Genomic DNA, 24,614 nt, shown 5'->3' with positions numbered 1-24,614 from the left:
AACTCCAGCGCACGTCAACCGACTTGGAGACTGCCGTGTCCTACTCCCGCGCTGCCCGCTTCGCCACCTGCTATGCCCTGATCCGCTCGGCCGCCGACGTGGCCGACCACTGGGTGCAGAGTGACCACCAGGCCGCCACCAAGGGCCAGCACGATCACCACGAGGGCCAGTCCAGTGCGGCGGGCCGCCGGGCCTGCGCCGCGCACGTCGCCACCTACACCGCCACCCAGGCCGCCGTCTTGCTGGCTGGCTCCCGGGTGCTCGGTATCCGCCTGCGCCCGGTGCCGGTCGTGGCCGCGCTCGCCCTGTCCGCCGTCACCCACTACGCCGCCGACCGTCGCGAGCCCCTGCGCCGCCTCGCGGACGCCACCGGCAGCAGCAAGTTCTATCGCCTCGCCGACCACGGCATGAACGGCGCCTACGCCCTTGACCAGGCGTTCCACCACGGTGTCGAGACCGTCGCCGCCCTCATCGCTTCCGCCTGACCTCGAAGGAGAGCACCGTGACCCACGCCATCGAGATCGTCAGCTTCGGCTACCTGCACGGCACACCGCCCGAGGGCGCCCACCTGACGCTGGACCTGCGAGAGCACTTCCGCGACCCGCACGTGAACCCGGAGCTGCGGGAGATGACCGCCCGCGACTGGCAGGTGCGGGACGCGGTGATGGCCACCCCGGGCATCCGCGAACTGCTCGGCCCCGTCAGCGCCGCCGTGGAAGCGTTCACCTTCGGGCCGGTGGGCGCGCCGGTGCTGGTCGCGGTCGGCTGCGCGGGCGGCCGGCACCGCGCCCCCGCCTTCGCCACCGCGCTGTCCGACCTGCTGCGCTTCAACTACTTCACCACCGCCCTGACCCACCGCGACCTGGCCAAGCCCGTCGTCCAGCGTGAGGAGGTGGCGTGCTGATGTCCCGTCACCTCGCTTCCGTGCCGCCCCCGGGTGAGGGCCCGGGCCCGGAGCTGGAGCGCCTGGCCGCACTGGTCGCGGCCCAGCTCCAGTACCAGCAGCAGCCCCTCCACCCGCCGGCCCCGCTTCCGGTGGTGCCGCAGCAGTCGGCGGTGGCCGCCCGCTACGGCGGGTACGTGGCCGCCGGCGCCGGTGCTGCGGCGGTGCTGATCCCGGTGCTGCTGGCCACGACGGCGGCGCTGGTCGCGGTCGGCATGGCCGCCCTCGCACTGGCCATCGCGGCGCTGGTGATCCGGTGGATCATCCGCGACATGCGGCGCTGAGCTGGCCGGTTGCCTGTCCTCGCCCAGCCCCGGTTCCGGGGGTTGGGCGGGGGTGGGGAGCCGGGACAGTCCCGGCCCCGTTTGGGGAGGCACCGCGATGACCACCAGCACCCCGCCGGCCAGCGGCGCGAGCAACACCAGCAACCAGCGCAACGGCTTCGGTGGCGGGGCGACCTTCGCCCCGGGCATCAGCATCAACGTCAGCAAGGGCGGCGGCGGGACGAAGTTCGGCGCGGCCGCCAACCCCGGCACCGGGGCGGCCCGCGGCAGCCAGCTCGCCCTGCCCGAGCCCGCGTTCTACTCCGCCGCCGACGTCCGCTCCTACTGCGAGGCGCTGCGGGCGTTCGCCGCCTACGCCGCGATCGAGGTCGAGGTCGGGGCGGAGATCCTCAAGGCCGCGCTGGGGCAGGCCCCCAACGCCCCCGGCTCCGCGCCGTTCGACGCGAAGTTCCGTGCCCGCCGGGTGGCGCGCAAGCTCGCCAAGGCTGCCGACGCGCTGGCCGACGTCGCCAAGCTCGCCGCCGCGACCAACGCCGCGTTCCTGCGCGAGTACGCCGATGTCCTGACCCCCCGCCAGGCGCCCCGCCAGGCACGCCCGTTCCAGTTCTGACCGAAGAAGGAGGCACCGGCATGGCCGGCAGCAGGAAGTCCACCAGCACCGACATCGAGACCCGCCACAGCGAGAACCTCGAAGGCTCCAGCAACGCCAAGGGCGTGGCCGGGTGGGTCGCGCACCGCGCCAAGCCCTACACCCCGCCGTGGCTGCTCGCGGGCGCCACTGGGGTGGCCGGGTCGCTCGCCTACCTTCCCGCGCACGACTCCGCCGGCTACGGCGTCGGGCTCACGCTCGGCTCGGTGGCGCTGACCGGCGCCACCTGGTGGGCCGCCAAGACCACCGGTGCCCAGCGCCGCATCCACTCCGCCGTCACGGTGGCGGCCGGCACCAGCTGGTTCACCGGGGTGGCGCTGGCCGGCTGGTCCGGCTTCACGTTCGGCGCGTTCTGGCTGGGCGGGTCGGTGCTGGCCCTGTCGTGGAACTTCCGGCAGGTGATGCGCCGCAACCCCGACGCCACGCCGGCCGAGAGCGACAAGGACGGCTCCCTGCTGGAGAAGGTGAAGCTCGCCGGCGCTCAGATCCGTAACGTCGTCGTGGAGCCGAACCGGGTGACCGCAGAACTCGCCCTTCCAGCAGGTGAGTTGACCAACGACGACGTCACGCGCTCGCTCGGCAACATCGCGTCCGCGTTGGACGTCGCCCCGACTGCGGTGCGCTACCTGCCCGACCCCGGCTCGGCCCGGCGGGGCGAGCTGGTGATCGTGCCCGAGGACATGCTGGCTGAGGTGGTCGAGTGGACCATGCCCACCGCCGTGGGTGCCTCGATCGCCGAGCCGCTGGTCATCGGGCGTTACGACGACGGCACCCCGCTCCAACTGTGGCTGCCCGGTGACCCGGCGGCTGGCCGCAACTCCACGCACCTGCTGGTGTGCGGGATGACCGGCTCCGGCAAGGGAGACGGCGCACTCAACGTCCTGACCGAGATCCTCAGCCGCCGCGACGTGATCGTCTGGCTGTCCGACCCGAAGTCGTTCCAGGACTTCCGCCCGCTTCTGCCCGCAATCGACTGGGCGGTCGAGGGCGGCGCCCCGACCGAGACCATGGCGTCCGCCGTGCTGGCGGTCATCCCGGCCCGCACCAAGTGGCTGGGCGCGCACAGCTACCGCCAGTGGGTGCCCGAGGCCGCCCTCACGCAGGCCGACCCGGCGCACACCTGCCGCACCGACGGCAGCGCGTGTGGCTGCCCCGGTATGCCCTACCTGGTCGCGTGGTTCGAGGAGGCCGCCGCGTCCATCCGCTTCATGGGCGACGAGGCGTTCACCGAGGCCGCCCAGCTCGCCCGCGCCGCCGGGATGGCGCTGGTCATCAGCCTCCAGCGGCCCAGCCACGACCAGATCAGCACCAGCACCCGCGCCTCCCTCCCGTCGGCCCTGGTGTTCGGCCTCGACAACCGCGACGAGGGCATGGCCCTCCCCGCATCGGTCCTGGACGCGGGCGCCCACCCGGGTGCCTGGGGCAACCGCCGCCCCGGCTACAACTACCTCGTCACCCCCGGCATCGAGGAGACCCGCTACTCCAGCCCCGGCCGAACCTTCCGGTTCACCGGCAACGCCGCCCGCGTCATGGAGCAGCTCGCCGCCTGGTCGGTCCGCAACGGCGCCAAGGTCGACCCCGTCACCGCCGGATCCGCAGGGGCGGCTGCCGGCAACGCCTACACCAACCGCAACCCCCAGACTGCGCAGGACGGTTCGGACGAGGAGAGCGTCTACATGACCACCGACCCGCACGACGACGGGGACGACGACGCGGTGGCCGGCCGGGTCGACCCAGAGGACACCGACCTCGACCCACAGGCCGAACTCCCGCCCGTCCCCGCCGGCATGGCCGATCTGCGGTTCGGCCAGCCCGCCCCGGAGTTCACCCCGGAGGAGGCCCGGGCCGCGATGGACGCCATCGTGGACGCCTTCGAGCGCGAGGGCGTGATGGTGATCGGCCCGAAGGACGTCATGGACCAGGCCACCCAGTTCGGCCGCTCCCGCCCCTGGGTCTCGGGTGAGTTCCGGCGCCTGATCGAGGAGGGCCGCCTCGCCCCCTCCGCGAAGTCCGGCCGGTACCGGATCGTCCCCGCCCCGGCGCTGGTCTGACACCCCCTGACACCTGACACCCCCTGACACCCATTCCCCTAGGCAAACGGGGGTGTCAGGGGGTGTCTGACACCCCCTGACAGCACCTCTGACACTCCGTCTGACGCCTCGCCCTGACACCCGGAAGGAGCGGCCCCACCGTGGCCCTCACGATCTCCACCCTCGCCCTCTTCCTGCTCCTGACCGCGATCCTCATCCGCACCAAGCGCGTCACCGTCATGGTCGCTCTGCCGGTGTTCCTGCTCGGCTTCTCCACCGCCTCCACCGGCGCCGCCAGACCCATCCACGACGCCATCACCGGCATCGCCCAGATGATCACCAACCTCACCTGACGGGGGCACGCATGGACTACTGCGACGAGTGCGCCGACGAGTACTGCCCCGGACACGAGATGTGCGAGGAGTGCGGCGGCGACCTGTGCCCCGAGTGCGACGGCTGCGACTGCCCCGGCTGGGAGTGCCCCGGCTACGCCGCCCACCAGCTCGGCGACCACTGACAACGGCGGCCCCCTTCCGGCAAGAACCGGGGCCGCCGTCGATCCAGAGCCCTACCAAGAGAACTGGAGACACCAAGGATGACCCATCAGACCCACATCCGGGGAGAGCACCTCACCACCGCGCTCGCCCTCGCGGCTGGCAGCGTGCCCGTGCTACCGCTGCGGGCCGGGAAGGTGCCCTTCGGCAACTGCCGCACCTGCGTCGGCAACGCGTGCGGCGGCCGGCCGAACATGAAGACCCCCGGCGCCTGCCAGTGCCCGTACCCCTGCCACGGCTGGGCCGCCGCCACCACCGACACCCGCGTCATCAACTCCCCGGAGTGGGCCGCCGCGTGGCGCGTGGCCGCCAGGGTGGCCTACCACCCGGGCGGGGCCGGCCTGACCGTGGTGGATCTGGACAACGCGGACGCCATCGCCTGGGCCCGCGAGACGCTGCCGGCCACCCGGATCGTGCCGACCACCCGGGGAGAGCACTGGCTCTACCAGGGCGCCATGCAGTCCGGGAACGCGGTGCGGCCCGGCGTGGACATCAAGTCGGCCATGTCCTACGCCCGTTGGATCTCCCCCGGCACCGGCACCCTCACCGCCCTGCCAGACTCAGTCCGGGCCCTGGTGGTGCGCGAGCCTGCCCCGGCCCGCCCGGTGGCCGTCACGGTGCCGACCGGCGGCGGGGTGTGCCCGCACCGCAGCCCCGTGTTCCTGGAGCGCGGCATCACCATGGCCGAGCAGACCATCACCGCGGCTTCCTCCTCGGTGCACGCGACCGTGTTCGCCGCGTTCCTGGCCGTGCTCAAGACGCACGGCCGGTGCGGCTGCCTGACCGAGGCGCACACGGAGCGGTTGTTCGCCGCCGCGCAGGCCAAGGGCGAGAGCGCCCGGCACTGCGCGGTGGCGTGGGCCAACGCCGTCCACAGGCTGGGGATGTAGCCGTGGCGGAGGACGAGAAGAACCCGGCGCGTGAGGTGATCGCCGAGTACGCGCAGTCCCACTTCAGGTACTTCCGCACCGCCGACGGAACCGTCTACGCCCAGAAGCTCGGCCACCCGGTAGCCCGGCCGATCCGCTCGCAGGGAACCACCGGCAGCCACCGCCAGGAACTGATGGTCGGTCTGTACCGGGACGGCTTGGGCGTCTTCAACGGCAGTTCCCTCAAGGAGGCGTTGGACTTGATCGAGGCACTCGCCCTGTCGGAGGACGTTCAGGCCGTCCACATCCGGGTGGCCCCGGGGTTCGACAAGGCCACGTGGCTGGACCTGGGCCGGACCGATGGCCTGTCGGTGCGGATTCACCCCACGGGGTGGGATCTGATGGTGCCGGACCCGCGTGAGGTGTGCTGGCGGCGTACCCAGCTCACTGGCGAGTTGCCGGTGCCGGTGAAGGACACGGACAGCAAGGGGATCGACCTGCTGATGCGGCTGTGCAACTTCGCCAACGCCACCACTGAGAGCCTGGCCATCGCGTGGCTGATCGGCTGCCTGGGCCCGTCCGTCCCGGTGCCGGCGCCGTTCCTGACCGGGCCGCAAGGCGCGGGCAAGTCCACCGGCGGCCGGATGCTGGTGCGGATCGTGGAAGGCATGAGCGGGGACCTGCGCCGCGCGCCGAAGGACGAGGAGAACCTGATCGCCGCCGTCGCGGCCGGGTGGGTCACCGCCCTGGACAACCTCTCCCACATGACCCCGGACCTCTCGGACGCGATGTGCTGCATCGTCACCGGCGCCGAGTCCGTGAAGCGGGCGTTGTTCACGGACGGGGACGTGGTGCGGGCCAGCTACCGCCGGCCGCTGCTGCTGACCGGGATCGACGTTGGCGTGATCCGCCCCGACCTGGCGGAGCGGCTTCTTCCGCTGCGGCTGGAGCGGCCCCGGGTGCGCAGGACCGAAGCGGAGCTGTGGGCCGAGTACGCCGAGGTGCTCCCGGTCGTGCTCGGCTCGCTGCTGGACCTGACCGTGAAGGTGCGGGCGGCTGTGGCGGAGACCCCGACCGACCTGCGGATGGCGGACTTCGCGCACCTGTGCGCGCAGCTCGACGCCGCCACCGGCTGGGGCTCCCTGCCCGCCTATCGGGCCAGCCTGGACGATCTGAACGACGACGTGATCGAGGGCGATCTGCTGGCGCAGACCGTCCTGCGCCACGCCGAGACGATCGCCCCGGGTGAGGCCCAGCGGATGACGTCCACGCAGTGGCTGCACCTGCTCGGCCGCCTCCACACGGGGGAGGAGATGAAGCCGCTGCCGAAGGGCTGGCCCACCACCGGCAAGGTCCTGTCCGACCGGCTCAAGCGGCTCCAGCCCACCCTGGCCGCCCGGGGGCTCCTGATCGACTCCGGCCGCACCCGGGAGGGCCGGTACCTGGAGATGGCCCGCCCCACCCCGGTGCCGCCGTCGGAGCAGCCGCCGCTGCTCTGACCGGGGTGCCCGCCTGAACAGCAAGAGGAGCACGGGCCCGCGCCCGACGACCGTGCTCCTCTTGCTGTTCGGCGAAGCCGCGAAGGGTCGTGCCGCGCAGCGGCTCCGCTCTTCGCCCTGAGGGCGCGCCGAACTGCAACAGCCCTCCCTCTTTCCTAAGTAGGAACCGCTGCGTCACGCACGTCACGACGGCCCGAACACGGCCCCTGACCTGCACCGGAGGCCGTGACGCAGACGGCAACCGCTGCGTCATCCCGCGTCACCCGCGTCACGGTGACACAGCCGCGTGACGCACTCCCGAAGTACTTCGGCCACCGCGTCACACCAAAACCCCAGGCCAGAACCCCTGCGTGACGTGCATGACGCCGTGACGCAGAAATCCCCGCCTAGGACAACACACGCAGCACACCACCAACCGCCCCATCCGCTGCCAAGCGAGGAGACTCCGCCGTGCCCAAGCAGGAACAGCTCACGCTCCCCGAGGTGCTCGCCGAACTCCGCATCTCCAGGGCCGCGTTCTACCGGATGCGCGCCAGGAAGCAGGCGCCGGCGATGAAGAAGCTGCCGAACGGTCAGGTCCGGTGCAGCCGGGCCGTCCTCGACGCCTGGTGGGCCGCCCGCGACGCGGCCTGACACTCCGTACGTCCTCAGGGCCCGGCAACCGCCGGGCCCTTCGTCTTCCCGGAAGCAGGCAGATGCCGAAGCCCACCTTCGCGGTCCGGATCTGGAAGATCCGACCGGTCGTCAACAAGCGGTCCACCTCCTACGAGCTGCGATGGAAGGTCGGCGGTGGCAGCCCGTTCTCCAAGACCTTCGCCACCTTCACCCTTGCGGACGGACGCCGCTCCGAGCTGGTGACCGCCCAGAACGCGGGCCAGCCGTTCGACGAGGTCACCGGTCTGCCCATGACCGAGGTCCGGGCCACCAATGATGTGAGCTGGTACGTCCACGCTCGCGACTACATGGAGATGAAGTGGCCGCTGGCTCCGGCGAAGACCCGGACCACCATCGCGGACATGCTGGCGACCGCGACCCCTGCCATGGTCGACTCCCGGTCCGGGATGCCGACGGCGCAGGCCCTTCGGACCGCGCTCTACAGCTGGGCGTTCAACCTCAACCGGTGGCCGCTGGAGCACCCGGAGGAGGTCCAGAAGACCCTGGCGTGGATCGAGCGTCGCTCCCTGCCGATGAGCCAGTTGGACGACGCGCTGGTGATCCGGAAAGCGCTGACCGCCTTCACGCTCAACCTGGACGGCAGCAGGACTGCCGCCAGCAGCGTGATCCGGAAGAAGAACATCTTCCACAATGCGCTCGGCTTCGCGGTGGAGGCCCGGCGTCTGCCGCACAACCCGCTCCACCAGGTGCAGTGGACCCCGCCGGCCACCACGGAGACTGTTGATCCGGCCGTGGTCGCGAACCCCCGTCAGATGCGGCAGCTCCTGGCCCACGGCGTCCGGCCGCAGGGGCGGCGCGGGCAGCACCTGGAACAGTTCTTCGGCGTGATCTACAACGCGGGTCTCCGGCCCGCCGAAGCCGTCTGGCTCAAGGACACGAACTGCTCACTGCCTCCTGACGGAGCGTGGGGCGCGCTCACCGTGCACTCCTCCCGGCCCCGCGTCGGCAGCTCGTGGACCGACAGCGGCAAGCCGCACGACGAGCGCGGCCTCAAGTGGCGCGCCCCGAAGGAGAGTCGGTCGATTCCGATCCCGCCAGCGTTCGTCGCCAGCCTGCGGGAGCACATCGCGACCCACGGTCTGGCGCCCGACGGCCGGCTGTTCCGGACCTCACGGGGCGGCATGGTGCAGGAGAGCGGCTACGGCGTCGTCTGGGGGCGGGCCCGGGAGGCCGTCCTGACACCCGAACAGGCCAGTTCGCCCTTGGCGAAGCGCACCTACGACATCCGGCACGCCGCCCTGTCGTTCTGGCTGCTGTCCGGCATGGACCCAGCCGAGTGCGCTCGCCGCGCCGGCCACAGCATCGCGGTGCTGCTGCGCGTCTACGCAAAGGTCTTGGACGGTGCGGTGGACCTGGCGAACGAGCGGCTCGCCGAGGCCCTACTGTGCTGGCAGTGACCGCGCGGGGTGGCTGAGTCCGTCCCCACGAATACCCCACATGCGCTGGTCAACGGCGATACACCGGTGAGACAAGGTGGGATTTTCCGGACTTTTCGACCATGTTCGAGATGGCGCGATGAACGTAAAGCAGAAGGGCCCGCGACCGGCGTTTCCGCTGGTCACGGGCCCTTCCCTATCCTGTGGCTGGTGCAGGGTTCGAACCTGCGTAGCTTGCGCGGCAGATTTACAGTCTGCTCCCTTTGGCCGCTCGGGCAACCAGCCAGGATGTTTCATCTTGCGGAGCACTGCCCCGTTCGACGTCGTAAACGATACCTGATGGATGGGGGTGCTTCGCCACTTGGTTGGTCACGCGATGATCAAGGTGGCGGGGTGTGGCTGTCGGGGGTGGGGCGGGGCGGGGGTCGATAGGCTGGGGCGGCGCCTGCCCTCGGGGGCGGGCGGTGACCGTGCAGTCAGAGCATCAAGGAGACCAACACACCATGGCCGACTCCAGTTTCGACATCGTCTCGAAGGTCGAGTGGCAGGAGGTCGACAACGCGATCAACCAGACCTCCCGTGAGATCGCCACCCGGTTCGATTTCAAGAACGTCGGCGGGGAGATCAAGCGCTCGGGCGAGAAGATCGAGATGAAGGCCAACGGCGAGGAGCGCGCCAAGGCGATCCTGGACGTGCTGAAGGACAAGTTCATCAAGCGTGGCCTGTCGCTGAAGGCGCTGGACGCGGGTGAGCCGCAGCTGTCCGGCAAGGAGTACAAGATCTTCGCGGACATCAAGGAGGGCATCTCCCAGGACGACGCGAAGAAGGTTGCCAAGATCATCCGCGACGAGGGCCCGAAGGGCATCAAGGCGCAGGTGCAGGGCGACGAGCTCCGCGTCAGCTCGAAGAGCCGGGACGACCTCCAGACGGTGCAGGCCCTGCTCAAGGGCAAGGACCTGGAGTTCGCGATCCAGTTCGTGAACTACCGCTGAGTCGGGGCGCCGACCCAGCGCGCTCGGGAGGGCGCGGCGGGGCGTGGTGCGACGGGGAGGTCCCCGTACGCCGCGCCGTGCCGCGCCCTCCGTGCTTGCCGGGTGAGCGCGCGCCCGCGCCCCGGGGCCGTGCACGGCCCCGGGGCGCGGGGTGGTGGTGCGGGTGGGGTGACGGGGTGTCAGCCGGTGGCCAGGGTGGTGGCGGTGGCGGCCGTGGCGGCGACGGTGTCGGTGGAGAGGCCCGGGATGGCGGCCTTGACGGCTGCCGGGTCGGGCTTGGTGGCGGTGGCCTTGGCGACCAGGTCGGTGAGGTCCTTCTGGACCTTGGCGAGGGCGTCGGACGGGTTGAGCGGGAGTGGGGCGGCCGGGAGGGCCGGGGCGAGGTCGGAGGGGGCGGCGGCGCGGGTCTGGTCGACCGGGAGGGTCGGGGTGGACGGCGCCGGGGGTGCGGGGAGTTTGCCGAGCAGGGCCTTGATGGCGGCCTGGAGGTCGTCGAGCTGCTTCTGCAGGGCGGCCGGGTCGGGGACGCCGGCAGTGGCCGAGCCGACCAGTTTGGTGATCTGGCCGAGGACGTCGCCGAGGGATCCGAGGATCGCCAGGTTCGCGCCCGGGTCGGGGGTGGCCGGGAGGTCGGGGAGGGCCGGGACGTCCACGGGGGGCTTCACGGGGAGGTCCGGGGCCGGCGGTTTGACGGGAAGGTCGGGGGTGGGCGGGATGATGCCGGCCAGGTCCGGGAGGGAGAGGCCGGCGCGGGTGAGGTCCGGGAGGACGCGCTCGGGGTGGGAGGAGAGGAGGTGGAGGCGGGTCGCGGAGGCGGAGTCGGCAGCGTTCGCGACGGTGACGGACGTGGTGATGACCGGGGCCAGGCCCAGGGTGGCGGTCAGCACGGCGGCCGTCCAGGTGGCACGCATTCTTGCGTTTCCTTTCGTGTGATCAGGCGTTGTCGCCTGCAGCACACGTTGGTGCACCCCGGGGTGACGGGCCACCGCGCGTAGGCCGAACGGTTCGCCGCCCGGTGGCGGGGCGGCGGACGGGGCTTTCGGGGGCGCAAGACCGTGCTCCGGGCGGGTGGGTGACGGTGCGCCAGACGGACGGGTGGCCGGGTAGGCCGTACGGCGGGGGTGCCGGCGAACCGCCGGGGAGGTGCTGGGCCGGACGGAGCAGGGCGGAGATGGGCGGAGCAGGGGGCGGGTCAGTCGGCCGGCCAGTCGACCAGGCGGCTGTGGCGGCCGAGGCCTACCTCGTCGAACTCGTCGGCGGCCGGGGTGCGTTGGGCCCCGATCCGGCGCAGGGCCTGGGAGATGGGGCTGCCGTCCGCCGGGAAGGGCTGCTCGGAGGTGCAGGCGAGCGGGCCGAGGACAAGACGTCCGTCCACCCAGACCGCCGCGCGCTGCGTCCCGTCGCCGTCGACGTAGTGCGCCTCGACGTAGCCGATCGGGGAGGCCTGGGACCAGGCGACCAGGCGACGGCCGAAGCCACCGGGGAAGGCGGCGAAGCCGGGTTGGAGGGGGCCGCCGTGCTCGGCGACGGTGTCGAACAGAAGGTCCGTCATCGGGATCAGCGCCAATCCCTGTTCCAGTCTGGTCACCCGGGCGACCGGCACCTCGGCGGCCACCACCTTGAGCAGGTCCCAGGAGCCGATGAGTGCCTTGAGTTCGTAGGACATCCAGCCATTCTGCGCCCTCCAACGACGGCGTGACACCGGAATATCGAACTCACTCTCCCTTCGTGGCATGGTCGTTGTGAATATGACACCGCGCGCCCCCAAGGGGCAGACTGGACGGATGGTCAGTCAGGCACGGCCCACGGCCGAGGAGTTGGCGGCGGCGCAGGACCGGACGATCCCGGACGTGGTGGCGCCCGGGCTGCGGGTGCTGTTCTGCGGGATCAACCCCGGGCTGTGGTCGGGCGCCACCGGGCTGCACTTCGCCCGGCCGGGCAACCGCTTCTGGCCCGCGCTGCACCGTTCCGGCTTCACGCCGCGTCAACTCCGGCCCCAGGAACAGCTGGAGCTGCTCCCGTACGGGCTGGGGATCACCAACGTGGTGGCCCGGACCACCGCCAAGGCGGACGAGCTGACCGCGGAGGAGTACCGGCTCGGCGGGGCGGCACTGGTGGAGCGGGTGGAGCGCCTGCGGCCTTACGCGCTGGCGGTGTTGGGGATCGGGGCGTACCGGACGGCCTTCGGGCGACGGAAGGCCGCCGTGGGACGGCAGGCGGAGGGGATCGGCTCCACCGAGGTGTGGGTGCTGCCGAACCCGAGCGGGCTGAACGCGCACTACACCCTGGACGGGATCGCGGCGGAGTTCCGCACGCTCCGGGAGTCACTGCCGGGCGAGGGCGAGGGGAACTGACGCTCCGTCAGGGAAGGGCGGGGGCCGGGGCGGTGCGGAGTTGGCGGATCACCGCGCGGACGGCGGCGGTGCGGGCCAGGGCGGGCGTGGTGACGTAGCCGACGTGCCGGGTCGGCGGGTCGGGGTCGAGCGGGGCGACGGTGACGCCGGACGGGGCGGAGAGCAGGGTGAGGGCGGGCATGATCGACATGCCGAGGCCCTGGGCGACCATGGAGAGGGTCACCGTGTCGTCCTCCACGGTGACGGTGGCGGCCGGGATCCAGCTCTGCTCGCGCCACCACGCGCGGGTGTAGGAGCCGCAGTTCTCGTCCCAGTCGACCAGCGGGAGGGTGCGCGGACGCGGGTGCCCGGCGGGGTGCACCAGGGCGTACGGCTCGCTGAACAGGCGGCCGGCCACCAGGCCGGGCAGGGCGGGCGAGGGGATGCTGCCGGTGGCCGCGTCGAGGGTGGCGATGGCGAGGTCGGCGTGGCCGTCGGCCACCTCGCCCGCGGTGCCCCGGCCGAGGTCGCGGACGATCCTGACCTCCGGGCGCAGGCCCGGGTGGCGGGCCGTCAGCCGGGCCAGCACGGCGGGGAGCAGGTGGGCGGCGGCGCTGCGGAAGGCGGCGATCCGGACCGGACCGGTGGGCTCGGCGCTCTCCGGGGTGGCGGCGGCCCGGGTCTCGGCGGCGAGGACGGCGAGCAGGTGCAGGATCTGCCGGGCGTGGGCGGCGGCCTTCGCGCCTGCCGGGGTGGTGCGCGCCCCGTGGCGCCCTCGTTCGAACAGGACGGCGCCGAGCTTGCGCTCGCACCCGCGCACGGCGTGCGAGACGGCGGACTGGGAGAGGCCGAGCGCCGCTCCGGCGGCGGTGAAGCTGCCCTCGCGGTCCACGGCGGCCAGGATCCGGAGGTCGGCGGGGGTGAGGTCGGCCGAGGTGGCGCCGGCAGGGTCGGCGGGATCGGCGGGGCTCGTGGTCACGGGTGAAACCTAGCCGGTGGGGGGCGCCTTCCATGAAGGGGGTTCATGGAAGGGCGGGAACCATGGACGCGCGCCCCTGCTACGTCCGGGCGCCGGTGCCTAGCGTTCGGTGCGTACCGATCGAGGCATCGACGAGGAGACGCACCATGGCCCGCACCGCCCGTTACGTCCACCAGACCGCCCGCCCGCAGGGGCGCCCCTCCCCCGGCGACTTCGCCTTCGTGGAGGCGGCCCTGCCCGAGGTCCCGGCGGGCGGGGTGCTGGTGGAGAACCTGTACTTCTCGGTGGACCCGTACATGCGCGAGGTGATGGACGTCGGCGAGCTGCACACCCCGATGGAGGGGCGCGCGGTGGGCCGGGTGGTCGCCTCGCGGTCGCCGCACCTGGCGGAGGGGGCGCTGGTGGCGCACCGTCAGGGCTGGCGCACGCACGCGGTGCTGACCGAGGGCCAGATCCCCGCGTACGGGGCGCTGCCGGACCCGGGTACGGGGGTCAAGGTGCGGCTCCGGGACGCGGGGGCCGTACTGCCCGATCCGGGCGGGGTGCGGCTGCTCCGGCCGGCCGACGGGGTGCCGCTGACGGCGTACCTGAGCGTGCTGGGCGGGACGGGGCTGACCGCGTACGTGGGGCTGACCCGGGTGGCGCGGCTGCAGCCCGGGGAGGACCTGTACGTCAGCGCGGCGGCGGGCGGGGTGGGGACGGCGGTCGGGCGGTTCGCCCGGCTGATGGGGGCGGGGCGGCTGGTCGGCAGTGCCGGGTCCGCCGAGAAGGTGCGGGAGTTGACCGGACGGCTGGGCTTCGACGCGGCCTTCGACCACCACGACGGGCCGGTCGGAGAGCAGCTGCGGGCGGCCGCGCCGGACGGGATCGACGTGTACTTCGACAACGTCGGCGGGGACCACCTGGCGGGCGCGATCGAGGCGCTGCGGGACGGGGGGCGGGTCGCGTGGTGCGGCGCGGTCGCGCAGTACGACGACCCGGCGAACCCGCCGGCGGCTCCGTACAACCTGTACGACGTGGTGAGCAAGAGCCTGCGGGTGGAGGGGTTCCTGGTGCGCAACCACCGGGACGCGCAGGCCGAGTTGGAGGAGTGGGCGGCGCCGCACCTGCGGTCGGGGGCGCTGGTGGCGGAGGAGACCGTGACGGAGGGGTTCGACCGGTCGGTGGAGGCGTTCCTCGGGATGCTGGGCGGGGGGAACCTCGGGAAGGCGATCGTGCGGGTCGCCTGACGGTGTGTCACAGGAACGTCCTGGGACGGAAACGGGCGGAACGGACCGGCGGGGCGGGCGGTCCTGGCTTCGGAGAGCACCGAACACCGCCGCTCCACCCGGAGGAGAACACCATGCGCGTCCGAAAGCCAGCCTTCGCCGTCCTGGCCGTCGCCGCCGCCCTGCTGCTCACGGCCTGCCAGGACAGCAGGGCGGACACCGCGCGGAGCGCACCGACGCAGGCGTCGTCGACCACTCCGACTCCGACCACCGCCCGGAGCACAGCGGCACCGACGCCGACGCCGACCGCCGCCCCGAGCACCTCCGCCACGGCGGTGAAGACCGCCAAGTGCCGGACTGCCGACCTGACCGTCACCGCCGCGGACCGCACCATCACCGGCGACGGCGAGAACACCGTGGTGGTGGAGCTGAAGAACCACAGCGGCAAGGACTGCACGATCGCCGGGTACGCGGGCGTCGACCTGAAGACCTCCGCGGGCACGGTGTCGGCGAAGCGCTCCGGCGAGCCGGTGGTCGCGGGCGTGCTGGCGAACGGGAAGTCGACCTACTTCGGGATCGGCTACCCGGCCAACTCCTCGGGCGGTTCGGGCATCCGGATCACCGGACTGGTGGTGACCCCGCCGGACGAGACCCAGCCGGTCACCCTGGCCTGGCCGGGCGCCGGTTCGCTGCCGGTCACGGAGGGCGGCGGCTCCCCGGTGCGGATCGGCCCGATGGGGAGCGCCGGCCAGGGCGGCTGAGCAGGACGGGCGGCCTGACGTCCGGTCAGTCGGTGGCGAGCCGGGCGTGCAGGTGCTCGTCGTGGTGCTTGCCGTCGCCGAAGCGGTGGCTGGCGCGGAGGGTGCCTTCGAGGGGGTAGCCGGCCCGGTCGGCTACCGCGCAGGAGGCGAAGTTGCCGGTGCCGTGGGCGAGTTCGATCCGGCGGGCGTCGGCCTCGGCGAAGGACCAGCGGGTGACGGCCTGGAGGCCGAGGGTGGCCAGGCCGCGGCCGCGGGCGGCGGGGGCGAGCCAGTAGCCGATCATGCCGAGCCCGTCGAAGCGGTCCACCCAGCGGACGGTGACGCCGCCGAGGAGGTGGCCCTGGTCGGGGTCGAGCAGGGCGAAGGAGCCGGCGTCGCCGCGCTCCCAGGCCGCCACCCGTCCGGCGATCCAGCGTTCGGCGTGGGCGGGGGTCTCGGCGGGCAGCGGGTTCCAGAGGGCCACCGCCGGGTCGGCCGCGATGGCGGAGAGCTCCCGGGACCGGCGCTCGACGTCGTCGACCAGACTCCAGGGCACCGCCCGGAAGCCGTCGCCGGTCAGTTCGGCGGGGCGGAAGGTCGGGGCGAGGGCGTTCGGGTCCACGGTGCTCATGCACACCTGTGTACACGGGTACGAATGCCCCCGCCAGGCATTTTGTGACGGCGGGAACGGAGGGAACAGCGGGGGCGACGGGCTACCCCGCCACCCGGAAGCCGATGTTCCCCGCCGAACTGTCCGGGGTGTTGGAGCTGCGGGCGGCCACCCGGTAGCGGTTGCAGTAGGAGTCGTGGCACATGTGGGAGCCGCCCCGCATCACCCGGGCGGTGCCGCTGGGCGGGCCGGCCGGGTCCTGCCGGGGGCCTGTGCGGTGGAAGTCGGGGCTGAACCAGTCCGCGCACCACTCCCAGACATTGCCGGCCACGTTGTGCAGGCCGTGGCCGTTCGGCCGGTAGGACTTCACCGGGACGGTGCCGCGGTGTCCGGTGTTGACGGTCGGGAAGACGCCCTGCCAGATGTTGCACATCTCCCGCCCGCCGGGGGCGAGTTCGTCGCCCCAGGGGTAGCGGCGCTGCTCCAGGCCGCCGCGCGCGGCGTACTCCCACTCGGCCTCGGTGGGCAGCCGGGCGCCGGCCCAGGCGCAGTAGGCCTGGGCATCGTGCCAGGAGACCTGCACCACGGGGTGGTTCTGCCGCTCCCCCACCGAGGAGCCGGGGCCCTCGGGGCTGCGCCAGGAGGCGCCGGCCACCGAGCGCCACCACGGGACGGCGGCGACCTGGGGTGAGACCAGGGCCAACTCCCGTGCCAGGAAGCCCTCGAAGACGAAGCCGGCGCCGAAGGTCTCGGCCTCGGTGACGTATCCGGTGGCCTTCACGAAGGCGGCGAACTGCGCGTTGGTGACGGCCGTCGGCGAGATCCGGAACGGGGCGACCTCGACCTCACGGACCGGGCCCTCGCCGTCGGCCGGGTAGCCGAGGCCGTCGTCCGTGCCCATCAGGAAGCGCCCGCCCGGGAGTTGGAGCAGGCCGCGGGCCTGCCGGGCGGGCGGTGCGAGCAGCGTCAGCGGGCCGGCACCCGCGGACCGGCCGGGCGTGCAGCAGGACTGGTGCTCGGCGGCCGGTCCGTGGGTGGTCATCGTGCTCCTCTCAGGTGACGGGTGGTCAGCCGGTCCGGTCAGCCGGTGCGGTCAGCTGGTGCGGTCGGCGGCCAGGGTGGCGGCCAGGGCCGGGATGCCGAGCGCCTGCTCCTGGGCCGGGGTGGCCTGGTGGAGCAGGTTCTGCAGCTGGTACGGGTCGCTGACCAGGTCGTAGTACTCGCGGAAGACCACCTGGCCGGTGCCGCTGACCACCCCCGCCGCATTGGTGTGCAGGGCGTAGTACTCGGTGTACTGCCGCTCCTTGTCCACGTACGAGGCCCAGGTGTTGGGCCCGCCCGCAGCGGTGCCCTGCTTCCACCACTCGACCAGCAGGTGGCTCCGGGAGTACCCGGTCAGCAGCGAGCGGCCGTCCTGCGGGGTGTCCGGGGTGATCCCCGCGGCGTCCAGGATGGTCGGGGCGATGTCGATGTTGGCGACCAGCCGGTTGTCGACGGTGCCCGAGCCCAGCCCGCCCGCCGGCCAGGAGAGGTAGAACGGCACCTGGTGGCTGGGCGAGTAGGGCACCGACTTCTTCAGCCAGCCGTGGTCGGCCCAGGTGTAGCCGTTGTCGCCGATGTAGACGACCAGGGTGTTGTCGAGCTGGCCGAGGGCCTCCAGTTTGTCCCGGAAGGCCTGCACCGCGTCGTCCACCGAGAGCAGGGTGCGGAGTTGACGCTTGCGCAGCTCCCGGGCGTCGTCCAGGGTCGCGGTCGCGTTCTGGACGTATGCGGGCTTGTCGCTGCGGTCCGCCTCGGTCACCGAGGGCCGGCCGTTCCACGGCGGGACGGGCGTGTCGGCGTACTTGGGGGCCGGCACGTTGGGCTCGTGCGAGGCGAAGGGGGTGATGTAGGCGAACCACGGCCGGGTGTCGGTGGCGGCCCGGTCCAGGAAGGCCAGCGCGTGGTTCTTGATCACGTTGGTGGGGTAGCCGGTGAGCTGGTGGACGGTCCCGTTGTCGTTGTAGCTGGCGCTGTTGTTGTAGCTCGGCTGGAGCAGCAGCCAGTCCTCGAAGTGCGGCGGATTGTCGGCCAGCGGCCAGGAGTTGAGGTACTTGCCGAACAGGCCGGTGCGGTAGCCCGCCTGCTGGAGGTAGCGCTGCACGGTGCTGTGCTGGTCCAGCGCGGCCGAGGCGCCGTTGTTGCGCACACCGTGGTTGTGGGCGTAGCGGCCGGAGAAGACCGAGGAGCGGGACGGGGCGCAGAGCGGGGTGGCGACGTGGCCGTTCGGATACTCCACGCCCTGGCCGCCGAGCCAGGCGATGGTCTTCTGGATGGCCCAGTCGGTGTGCTTGGGCTGGTCGTCGGTGACGATCAGCAGGATGTTGGGGCGCGCGGCGGCGGCTGCGGGCTCGGCGGCCGCGGCCCGGCCGGCGGTCAGGGGGACGGCCAGCGGGACGGCGGTGGCGGCGGCCACCGCGGCGGCGCCGGTGAGGAAGCCGCGGCGGCTGGGGGAGGTGTGCTCGGGCATGGCTGTGCCTTCCGATGTCGCGGAGTGGACGGGAGCGGAGGGATCAGCGGCAGAGACAGAGCCCGCAGGCCAGGCGTCCGTGGTCGACGTGGCGGCGGGCAACGAGGAGGACTCCGGTTGCCATGCACGCGACCCTAGGAGCGGCTGCGGAGCGCCCACAAGGCCGAGGTGGGGAAGTACGCGGGAACGACACAGCCGCGTGACGTGGCGACACATCACGCGGCTGCGACCGGTTGTGAGGAGGGGTCAGGCCGCGCCCTCGCCGAGGTAGGCGGCCCGGATCCGGGGGTCGTGGAGCAGTTCGGCAGCCGGGCCGTGCATCCGGATCTCGCCGGTCTCCAGGACGTAGCCCCGGTCGGCCAGCCGGAGCGCCTGGGCGGCGTTCTGCTCGACCAGCAGGACGGTGGTGCCCTGCTGGTTGATCTCCCGGACGATCTCGAAGAGCTGGGCCACGATGATCGGGGCCAGCCCCATCGAGGGCTCGTCCAGCAGCAGCAGTTCGGGGCGGGCCATCAGGGCCCGGCCGATCGCCAGCATCTGCTGCTCGCCGCCGGAGAGGGTGCCGGCCACCTGGCGGCGGCGCTCGGCCAGCCGGGGGAAGAGCCCGAACACCCGCTCCAGGTCGGCGGCGTCCACCCGGCCGAAGCGGTAGGCGCCGAGGTGCAGGTTCTCCAGCACCGTCATCTCGGCGAACACCCGCCGCCCCTCCGGGGCGTGGGCGATGCCGAGGCCGACCACCTCGTGGGAGGGCACGCCGTCGATCCGCTCGCCGGCGAACCGCACCTCCCCCGCCGCCGGGCGGAGCAGGCCGGAGACCGCCCGCAGGGTGGTCGACTTGCCCGCGCCGTTGGCCCCGAGCAGGGCCACCACCTCGCCCTGGCGGACCGTCAGGTCGATCCTGCGCAGCGCGGTGACCGCCCCGTAGTCCACCCGCAGCCCGGCCAGCTCCAGCAGCGCCGGGGCGCTCCCGGCCGGGCCGGTGCCCTCGCTGCCCCCGCCGCCGCCCCCGGTCGCGCGGACCGGCTCCACCACGCTCGTCACGCCGCCACCTCCGCGCCCAGGTAGGCCTCGACCACCGCGGGGTCCTGCTGGACCTCGGCCGGGGTGCCCTCGGCGATCACCTTGCCGAAGTTGAGCACCATCACCCGGTCGGCCACCGACATCACCAGCTTCATGTCGTGCTCGATCAGCAGCACGCCGATCTCCAGCTCCCGGTTGATCCGCCGGATCAGGGCGGTGAGTTCGAGCTTCTCGGTCGGGTTGGTCCCGGCCGCGGGCTCGTCCAGCAGCAGCACCCGGGGGTCGGTGGCCAGCGCGCGGGCGATCTCCAGCCGCCGCTGGTCGCCGTAGGAGAGCGCCGCGGCCGGCTCGTCCGCCCGGGCCGGCAGACCCACGAACTCCAGGAGCTCACCGGCCCGTTCGGCGCTGCGCCGGGCGGCCCGGCGGGCGTGCGGGAGGCCGAGCGCGATGCCCAGCGGGCCGCTGCGCAGCCGGCTCTCGGCCGCCACCTGAACGTTCTCCAGCGCCGTCAGCGCGCCGAACAGCCGGATGTTCTGGTACGTCCGGGCGACCCCCGCCCGGTTCACCAGGTGCGGCTTGCGGCCGAGGAGTTCGTACGTGCCGCCGCCCTCCCGGTGGAAGGTGACCCGGCCCTCCTGGGGGCGGTAGACGCCGGTCAGCGAGTTGAACAGCGAGGTCTTGCCCGCACCGTTCGGGCCGATCACGGCCAGCACCTCCCCGCGCTCCATCCGCAGGCCGACCCCGGCGAGCGAGGTGAGCCCGCCGAAGCGCAGCGTCAGCCCCTCTGCCTCCAGCACCACGCTCATCGGCGTCCGCCCCCAACTCGCTTGCCACCGGCCGGGATCAGCCCCTGCGGGCGATAGATCATCATGACCACCAGCAGCGCCCCGAGGTACATGAAGCGGTCCTTCTGGTCCACCACGTCCTTGAGCGCGTGCGGCAGCCAGGCCAGCAGCCCGGCGCCGAGCAGCACCCCGGGCAGCGAGCCCATGCCGCCGAAGATGACGTAGGCCAGCACCAGCACCGAGTAGAGCAGCGGGAAGTTCTCCGGGTTCACGAAGCCGACCTTGCTCGCGTACACCACCCCGGCCGCGCCGGAGGTGCAGGCGCCGATGGCGAAGGCCATCAGCTTGTACTTCACGGTGTCCACGCCGTGCGCGGCGGCCGCGATCTCGTCCTCGCGGATCGCCGCCCAGGTGCGGCCGACCTTGGAGTGCTGGAGGCGGCGCAGCACCAGGACCGCCAGCACGATCAGGCCGAGCAGCAGCCACCAGTAGTCGATCGGGTCCAGCTTCCAGCGGTAGGAGACCGGGCCGAGTTCGATCGAGAAGTGCGGGATGCCGAAGGCCCCGTTGGAGCCGTGGGTGAGGCCCTCGGCGTTCTTGGCCACCAGGTAGATGATCTCGTGGAAGCCGAGCGTGACGATCGCCAGGTAGTCGCCGCGCAGCCGCAGCGTCGGCCCGCCGAGCAGCACGCCGGCGACCAGGCAGGTGAGCATGGCGACCGGGATCACCAGGAAGGGGTTGAGCTCGAACGGCGGCTTCACCGGCAGGTGTCCGGTCCAGAACGCGGCGCTGTAGCCGCCGATCGCGAAGAAGGCGACGAAGCCGAGGTCGAGCAGCCCGGCCCAGCCGATCACCACGTTCAGGCCGAGGGCGAGCAGCACGTAGATGCCGACCCAGTCCACCAGCACCTGGTTGGTGGCCCGGCTGAGCGCGAGCGGGGCCAGCACGGCCACCGCCAGGCCGAGCAGGACGAACACGGGCCGTGCGGCGCGCGGGAGTTGCGGGCGGGGCAGGCCGGTCAGGGCCCGCCGGGCGGCGGCCCGGGCCGGGGCGCCGAGCTCGGCCAGCGCCCAGAGCAGCACGCCCAGGCCCAGGCAGATCCAGAGCCGGGCGCCGGTGAGGGTCTCGCGCAGCGAGTAGAGCAGGTCGCGGCCGTTGCCCTGCTCGCCGGTCACCACGGCCAGCAGCAGGCCGGCCCCGAGCAGCGCGAAGAGCCTTCGCCAGCGCGGCAGTCGGTGCCACTTGGGGGTGCGCAGCCGGGCCAGCCGGTCGGTGCCCGGCCGCTGGAGCAGGGTGGTCATGCCGTCCTCCCGATCCGGACGCCGAGGATGCCGGTCGGACGGAGCATCAGCACCCCGACCAGCACCACGAAGGCGGCCACGTAGCGCCACTCCTCGCCGAACAGCGGCACGTTGAAGGTCTCCACCAGGCCGAGCAACAGACCGCCGAGCATCGCGCCGCGAATCGAGCCGACCCCGCCGAGCACCGCCGCCGCGAAGGCGGTGATGCCGGGGTTGAAGCCCATGGTGAAGGAGACCTGGGTGTTCAGCCCGAACAGGAAGCCGGCCACCCCGCCCATCAGGCCGCCGATCACGAAGGTCCGGGAGATCACCCGGTCGGTGTCCACGCCCATCAGCCCGGCCGTCTCCGGATCCTGGGCCAGGGCCCGGATGCCGGCCCCCAGCCTGGTCCGGTGGACCAGCAGGTCGAGCCCGCCCATCATCACCACCGCGCAGACCACCAGCAGGAGTTGGGTGATCGTGACGCGGGCGCCGAAGACCGTGAAGAGCACGTTGTTCCGGTAGATCTCCGGCATCGGCATCGGGTCGCGGCCGAACAGCTTGCCGGCCAGGTTGTAGAGGAAGAAGGAGGCGCCGATCGCGCTGATCAGGAAGATCAGCTTGGGCGCGCCGCGCCGCCGCAGCGGCCGGTAGGCCACCCGCTCCAGGCCGTACGCGGTGGCCCCGCCGACCAGGCCCGAGGCCAGCAGGCCGGCCAGCACCAGCAGCACCGAGACCAGGGCCGAGGGGTGGTCGGGGGTCAGCTGGGTGAGCACGATCAGGCCGCCGAAGCCGCCCAGCATGAAGACCTCGCTGTGGGCGAAGTTGATCAGCTGGAGCACGCCGTAGACCAGCGTGTAGCCGATCGCGATCACCGAGTAGAGCGCGCCCAGGGCGATGCCCGGTATCAGGTAGTCCCAGAACTCGTGGAGCGGCATCGGAGGGTCCTCCCCTGGCCTAACTCGCGGCCAGTGTCTGGATGTTGCCCCGGTAGACGATCTTGCCCTCGGCCACCTCGTAGAGGAACGCGGTCTTGTCCGGGAACTCGCCCTTGGCGTCGAAGCGGAAGCGCTTGGTCAGGCCCTTGTAGTCGGCCTGCTTCACCTTGGCCAGCACCTGCTCGCGGGTGGCGTCCGGGCCGAGCGCCTTGAGCTGCTCGATCACCAGGTTGGTGACGTCGAAGGACTCCGCGGAGTAGGTGCCGGGCGCGGTCCTGAACTCGGCCTGGTAGTCGGCGGTGAACTTCTTGATGCCCTCCTCCACCGACGCGTCCACGCACGGGCAGGTGACCAGCCAGCCCTCCGAGGCGGCACCGGCCAGCTCGATGAACTTCTTGTCGTTCACGCCGTCCGAGGCGATCCTCGGCTTGTCGAAGCCCGCCTCCTTGAGCTTCTTGGCGAACGGCGCGGCGTCCGCGTAGAAGCCGGCGTAGATCAGCGCGTCGGCGCCCGAGTTCTTCGCGGCGGTGGCCACGGCGGTGTAGTCCGGGGTCTTCTGCGGCACGCTCTGGCGCACCACCTCGACCCCGGCCGCCTTGAGGTCGGCGTCCGCCACGGCGGACAGGCCGATGCCGTACTCGGTCTTGTCGTCCACCAGGAAGACCTTCTTGGCCTTCAGCTTCTTCGCGTAGTACGCGGCCATCCCGCCGCCCTGGGCGTTGTCGTTCGGGACGCCGCGCAGGAAGGAGCCGAAGCCGAGCGTGGTCAGCGAGGGGCTGCTGGCGGAGGGCGTCAGCGCCAGCAGGTTCGCCTGCGAGTAGAGCTGGCCGGCCGCCTTGGTCGGGCTGGAGAAGGCCGGGCCGATGGTGGCGAGCACCCTCTCGTCGTCGATCACCTTCTGCGCGGCGGCCGGGGACTGGTCGGCGCTGCCCGCGTCGTCGGTCGGCACGTAGGTCAGCGAGAACGGCAGGTCACCGCGCTCGTTGGCCTGCTTGACCGCCAGCTTCACGCCGTTCTCCATGTGCACCCCCAGCGCGGCGTTGTCCCCGCTCAGCGGCCCCTGGTAGGCGATCTTGACCACCTTCTTGCCGTCCGCGCCGACCTCCCCCTCGTCCTTGGCGCAGGCGCTCGCGGTGAGCGCGAGCGCGCCGACGAGCAGTGGTGCGGCGGCGGTGAGCAGTCTTCTGGGCAGCACGAAGTCCCCCTGGATGCACGGCGGTTCGGAACGCCCGTGACTCTATGCAGCCCCGATCCGCCGGAGGGAGCGTCGCGCCCGTGGTCTGTCACCTCCCCGCTCAGGTGTGGGTGAGCACCACCCGGCCGAAGGCCGTTCCCCGCTCCAGGTGGCGGAGGGCCTCCGGGAGCCCGCCGAAGGGGAACACCCGGTCCAGCACCGGCCGGACCCGGTGGACCGCCAGGGCCCGGTTCAGGGCGGTGAACTGGGCCCGGCTGCCGACCGCGAGCGGCCGCACCTGGACACCGGCGCCGAACATCAGCCGGGCGTCCAGGGGTTGGCCGGCCGGGGCGGCGCCCACCCGGTAGCCGACGTAGGCGAGCTCACCGCCGAGGGCGGTCGCCCGCACCGAGCGCTCCAGGTCGCCGGCCACGTGCACGACCTTGTCCACGCCGCGCCCCTCCGTCAACTCCCGTACTGTGGACTGCCATTCTGGGTACGCGGTGCGGTCCACCACCTCGTGGGCGCCGAGCGCCTTGAGCCGGTCCGCCTTCTCCGGCCCGGAGGTGGTGGCGATCACCCTGGCCCCGGCCAGCTGGGCGAGCTGCACCGCCGCCAGGCTGACGGCGCCCGTGCCGAGGGTCAGCACGGTCTCGCCGGGCAGCAGCGGGCGGCCGCCGGTCAGGGCGTTCCAGGCCGTCAGGGTGGTGAGCGGCAGCGCGGCCGCCTCCTCGTACGACAGGTGCTCCGGGAGACGGACCAGGGCGCGCTCGGCGGCCACCGCGTACTCGGTCAGGGTGCCGTCCAGCATGGAGCCCAGCTGCGCGGCGCGGTCCAGCCCGAACGGGCCGTCCACCCACTCGGGGAAGACCGTGAACGCGACCCGGTCGCCCTCGGCGAGGGTGGCGACGCCCGCCCCGACGGCGGCCACCTCCCCCACGCCCTCGCACCCGGCGACCACCTCCGGGCGGACCGGCAGGGGGTAGTCACCGGCCAGCACGGTCAGGTCGCGGAAGCTGAGCCCGTTGGCCCGCATCCGCACCAGCACCTGGCCGGGACCGGGCTCGGGGACGGGGTGCTCACGGAGCGTCAGGTGGCTTCCGCCGGTGATGTGGTAGCTCTTCATCTCTGCTCGACCAGCTCTCGATCAGGGGCCGTGGCGCAGCC

The 24,614-nt window shown here is 72.6% G+C and carries 27 protein-coding genes and 1 tRNA gene; 15 read left to right on the top strand and 13 right to left on the bottom strand.

The genetic code is table 11. The annotated features are described in order from the left end of the window. Positions 1-35 precede the first annotated feature (35 nt). From ACZ6ZR_RS32005 to ACZ6ZR_RS31955, 11 genes are all read left to right on the top strand, one after another. A complete protein-coding gene (locus ACZ6ZR_RS32005; RefSeq protein WP_465648358.1) occupies positions 36-485 on the top strand; it encodes a hypothetical protein in 450 nt (149 codons plus the stop codon). Between the two features lie 17 nt (positions 486-502). Beyond that, on the top strand, positions 503-904 hold the full coding sequence (locus ACZ6ZR_RS32000; protein ID WP_465648356.1) for a RapZ C-terminal domain-containing protein: 402 nt from the start codon (positions 503-505) through the stop codon (positions 902-904). Beyond that, positions 904-1,227: a hypothetical protein gene (locus ACZ6ZR_RS31995; protein ID WP_465648354.1), complete on the top strand. Its 324-nt coding sequence runs from the start codon at positions 904-906 to the stop codon at positions 1,225-1,227. The genes ACZ6ZR_RS32000 and ACZ6ZR_RS31995 overlap by 1 nt, the downstream gene beginning before the upstream one ends. 97 nt (positions 1,228-1,324) lie before the next feature. After that, positions 1,325-1,837 carry a plasmid transfer protein TraA gene (gene traA, locus ACZ6ZR_RS31990; protein ID WP_465648353.1) on the top strand — a complete coding sequence of 171 codons (513 nt, stop codon included), beginning with the start codon at positions 1,325-1,327 and terminating at the stop codon, positions 1,835-1,837. 20 nt (positions 1,838-1,857) lie between these two features. Next, the gene (gene traB / locus ACZ6ZR_RS31985) at positions 1,858-3,927 is read left to right on the top strand and encodes a plasmid transfer protein TraB (protein ID WP_465648351.1); all 2,070 of its coding nucleotides are present in this window, start codon (positions 1,858-1,860) and stop codon (positions 3,925-3,927) included. 140 nt (positions 3,928-4,067) lie between these two features. Further along, on the top strand, positions 4,068-4,259 hold the full coding sequence (locus ACZ6ZR_RS31980) for a hypothetical protein (protein ID WP_465648349.1): 192 nt from the start codon (positions 4,068-4,070) through the stop codon (positions 4,257-4,259). Between the two features lie 11 nt (positions 4,260-4,270). Continuing rightward, complete coding sequence (locus tag ACZ6ZR_RS31975; protein WP_465648347.1) at positions 4,271-4,423, top strand: hypothetical protein; 153 nt, start codon at positions 4,271-4,273, stop codon at positions 4,421-4,423. Between the two features lie 78 nt (positions 4,424-4,501). Next, on the top strand, positions 4,502-5,350 hold the full coding sequence (locus ACZ6ZR_RS31970; protein ID WP_465648346.1) for a bifunctional DNA primase/polymerase: 849 nt from the start codon (positions 4,502-4,504) through the stop codon (positions 5,348-5,350). Positions 5,351-5,352: 2 nt separating this feature from the next. Then, positions 5,353-6,828 carry an ATP-binding protein gene (locus ACZ6ZR_RS31965; protein ID WP_465648344.1) on the top strand — a complete coding sequence of 492 codons (1,476 nt, stop codon included), beginning with the start codon at positions 5,353-5,355 and terminating at the stop codon, positions 6,826-6,828. A 450-nt stretch (positions 6,829-7,278) separates the two neighbouring features. Beyond that, positions 7,279-7,461 carry a helix-turn-helix transcriptional regulator gene (locus tag ACZ6ZR_RS31960; RefSeq protein ID WP_465648342.1) on the top strand — a complete coding sequence of 61 codons (183 nt, stop codon included), beginning with the start codon at positions 7,279-7,281 and terminating at the stop codon, positions 7,459-7,461. A 62-nt stretch (positions 7,462-7,523) separates the two neighbouring features. After that, positions 7,524-8,900: a tyrosine-type recombinase/integrase gene (locus ACZ6ZR_RS31955; RefSeq protein WP_465648340.1), complete on the top strand. Its 1,377-nt coding sequence runs from the start codon at positions 7,524-7,526 to the stop codon at positions 8,898-8,900. Positions 8,901-9,083: 183 nt separating this feature from the next. Here the strand turns inward: ACZ6ZR_RS31955 and ACZ6ZR_RS31950 are convergent. Further along, positions 9,084-9,164: transfer RNA gene (locus ACZ6ZR_RS31950), tRNA-Tyr, on the bottom strand. A 218-nt stretch (positions 9,165-9,382) separates the two neighbouring features. On the opposite strand from ACZ6ZR_RS31950, the gene ACZ6ZR_RS31945 reads away from it, so the two are divergent. Beyond that, positions 9,383-9,871 carry a YajQ family cyclic di-GMP-binding protein gene (locus ACZ6ZR_RS31945; protein WP_465648338.1) on the top strand — a complete coding sequence of 163 codons (489 nt, stop codon included), beginning with the start codon at positions 9,383-9,385 and terminating at the stop codon, positions 9,869-9,871. A gap of 179 nt (positions 9,872-10,050) precedes the next feature. Here the strand turns inward: ACZ6ZR_RS31945 and ACZ6ZR_RS31940 are convergent, their stop codons facing one another. Beyond that, on the bottom strand, positions 10,051-10,782 hold the full coding sequence (locus ACZ6ZR_RS31940; RefSeq protein ID WP_465648336.1) for a hypothetical protein: 732 nt from the start codon (positions 10,780-10,782) through the stop codon (positions 10,051-10,053). A gap of 281 nt (positions 10,783-11,063) precedes the next feature. Then, positions 11,064-11,537: a hypothetical protein gene (locus ACZ6ZR_RS31935; protein WP_465648334.1), complete on the bottom strand. Its 474-nt coding sequence runs from the start codon at positions 11,535-11,537 to the stop codon at positions 11,064-11,066. Between the two features lie 118 nt (positions 11,538-11,655). Here ACZ6ZR_RS31935 and mug point away from each other — a divergent pair, with 118 nt between their 5' ends. Continuing rightward, positions 11,656-12,225, top strand: coding sequence for a G/U mismatch-specific DNA glycosylase (gene mug, locus ACZ6ZR_RS31930; RefSeq protein WP_465648332.1), 570 nt, complete (start codon positions 11,656-11,658; stop codon positions 12,223-12,225). A 7-nt stretch (positions 12,226-12,232) separates the two neighbouring features. Here the strand turns inward: mug and ACZ6ZR_RS31925 are convergent, their stop codons facing one another. Then, positions 12,233-13,183 carry a LysR family transcriptional regulator gene (locus ACZ6ZR_RS31925; RefSeq protein WP_465648330.1) on the bottom strand — a complete coding sequence of 317 codons (951 nt, stop codon included), beginning with the start codon at positions 13,181-13,183 and terminating at the stop codon, positions 12,233-12,235. 146 nt (positions 13,184-13,329) lie between these two features. Here ACZ6ZR_RS31925 and ACZ6ZR_RS31920 point away from each other — a divergent pair, with 146 nt between their 5' ends. Together ACZ6ZR_RS31920 and ACZ6ZR_RS31915 are read left to right on the top strand one after the other, a co-directional pair. After that, positions 13,330-14,412, top strand: a complete 1,083-nt coding sequence (locus tag ACZ6ZR_RS31920) for an NADP-dependent oxidoreductase (RefSeq protein WP_465648328.1) — start codon at positions 13,330-13,332, stop codon at positions 14,410-14,412. A gap of 113 nt (positions 14,413-14,525) precedes the next feature. After that, entirely contained in the window at positions 14,526-15,152 is a 627-nt protein-coding gene (locus ACZ6ZR_RS31915; RefSeq protein WP_465648326.1) for a DUF4232 domain-containing protein, read from the top strand. A 25-nt stretch (positions 15,153-15,177) separates the two neighbouring features. On the opposite strand, the gene ACZ6ZR_RS31910 is transcribed toward ACZ6ZR_RS31915, so the two are convergent. The 9 genes from ACZ6ZR_RS31910 to ACZ6ZR_RS31870 all read right to left on the bottom strand — a co-directional run bounded on the left by ACZ6ZR_RS31910 (position 15,178) and on the right by ACZ6ZR_RS31870 (position 24,573). Beyond that, positions 15,178-15,762, bottom strand: a complete 585-nt coding sequence (locus tag ACZ6ZR_RS31910; protein WP_465648324.1) for a GNAT family N-acetyltransferase — start codon at positions 15,760-15,762, stop codon at positions 15,178-15,180. 82 nt (positions 15,763-15,844) lie between these two features. Continuing rightward, positions 15,845-16,783: a formylglycine-generating enzyme family protein gene (locus ACZ6ZR_RS31905; RefSeq protein ID WP_465648322.1), complete on the bottom strand. Its 939-nt coding sequence runs from the start codon at positions 16,781-16,783 to the stop codon at positions 15,845-15,847. A gap of 51 nt (positions 16,784-16,834) precedes the next feature. Further along, on the bottom strand, positions 16,835-18,250 hold the full coding sequence (locus ACZ6ZR_RS31900) for a sulfatase family protein (RefSeq protein WP_465648320.1): 1,416 nt from the start codon (positions 18,248-18,250) through the stop codon (positions 16,835-16,837). A gap of 246 nt (positions 18,251-18,496) precedes the next feature. Continuing rightward, complete coding sequence (locus ACZ6ZR_RS31895) at positions 18,497-19,204, bottom strand: ABC transporter ATP-binding protein (protein ID WP_465648407.1); 708 nt, start codon at positions 19,202-19,204, stop codon at positions 18,497-18,499. Between the two features lie 83 nt (positions 19,205-19,287). After that, a complete protein-coding gene (locus tag ACZ6ZR_RS31890; RefSeq protein WP_465648318.1) occupies positions 19,288-20,076 on the bottom strand; it encodes an ABC transporter ATP-binding protein in 789 nt (262 codons plus the stop codon). Continuing rightward, positions 20,073-21,356 (bottom strand): branched-chain amino acid ABC transporter permease, encoded by a 1,284-nt coding sequence (locus ACZ6ZR_RS31885; RefSeq protein ID WP_465648317.1) that lies wholly within the window; start codon positions 21,354-21,356, stop codon positions 20,073-20,075. Before ACZ6ZR_RS31885 ends, ACZ6ZR_RS31890 begins: the two co-directional genes overlap by 4 nt. Next, the gene (locus ACZ6ZR_RS31880; protein ID WP_465648315.1) at positions 21,353-22,273 is read right to left on the bottom strand and encodes a branched-chain amino acid ABC transporter permease; all 921 of its coding nucleotides are present in this window, start codon (positions 22,271-22,273) and stop codon (positions 21,353-21,355) included. The genes ACZ6ZR_RS31885 and ACZ6ZR_RS31880 overlap by 4 nt, the downstream gene beginning before the upstream one ends. Positions 22,274-22,292: 19 nt before the next feature. Next, the gene (locus tag ACZ6ZR_RS31875; RefSeq protein WP_465648312.1) at positions 22,293-23,468 is read right to left on the bottom strand and encodes a branched-chain amino acid ABC transporter substrate-binding protein; all 1,176 of its coding nucleotides are present in this window, start codon (positions 23,466-23,468) and stop codon (positions 22,293-22,295) included. Between the two features lie 100 nt (positions 23,469-23,568). Next, complete coding sequence (locus tag ACZ6ZR_RS31870) at positions 23,569-24,573, bottom strand: zinc-dependent alcohol dehydrogenase family protein (protein WP_465648310.1); 1,005 nt, start codon at positions 24,571-24,573, stop codon at positions 23,569-23,571. Between the last annotated feature and the right edge of the window lie 41 nt (positions 24,574-24,614).

The organism is Kitasatospora sp. NPDC088742 (assembly GCF_055584905.1).
This window is presented reverse-complemented; position numbering and strand designations above follow the sequence as displayed.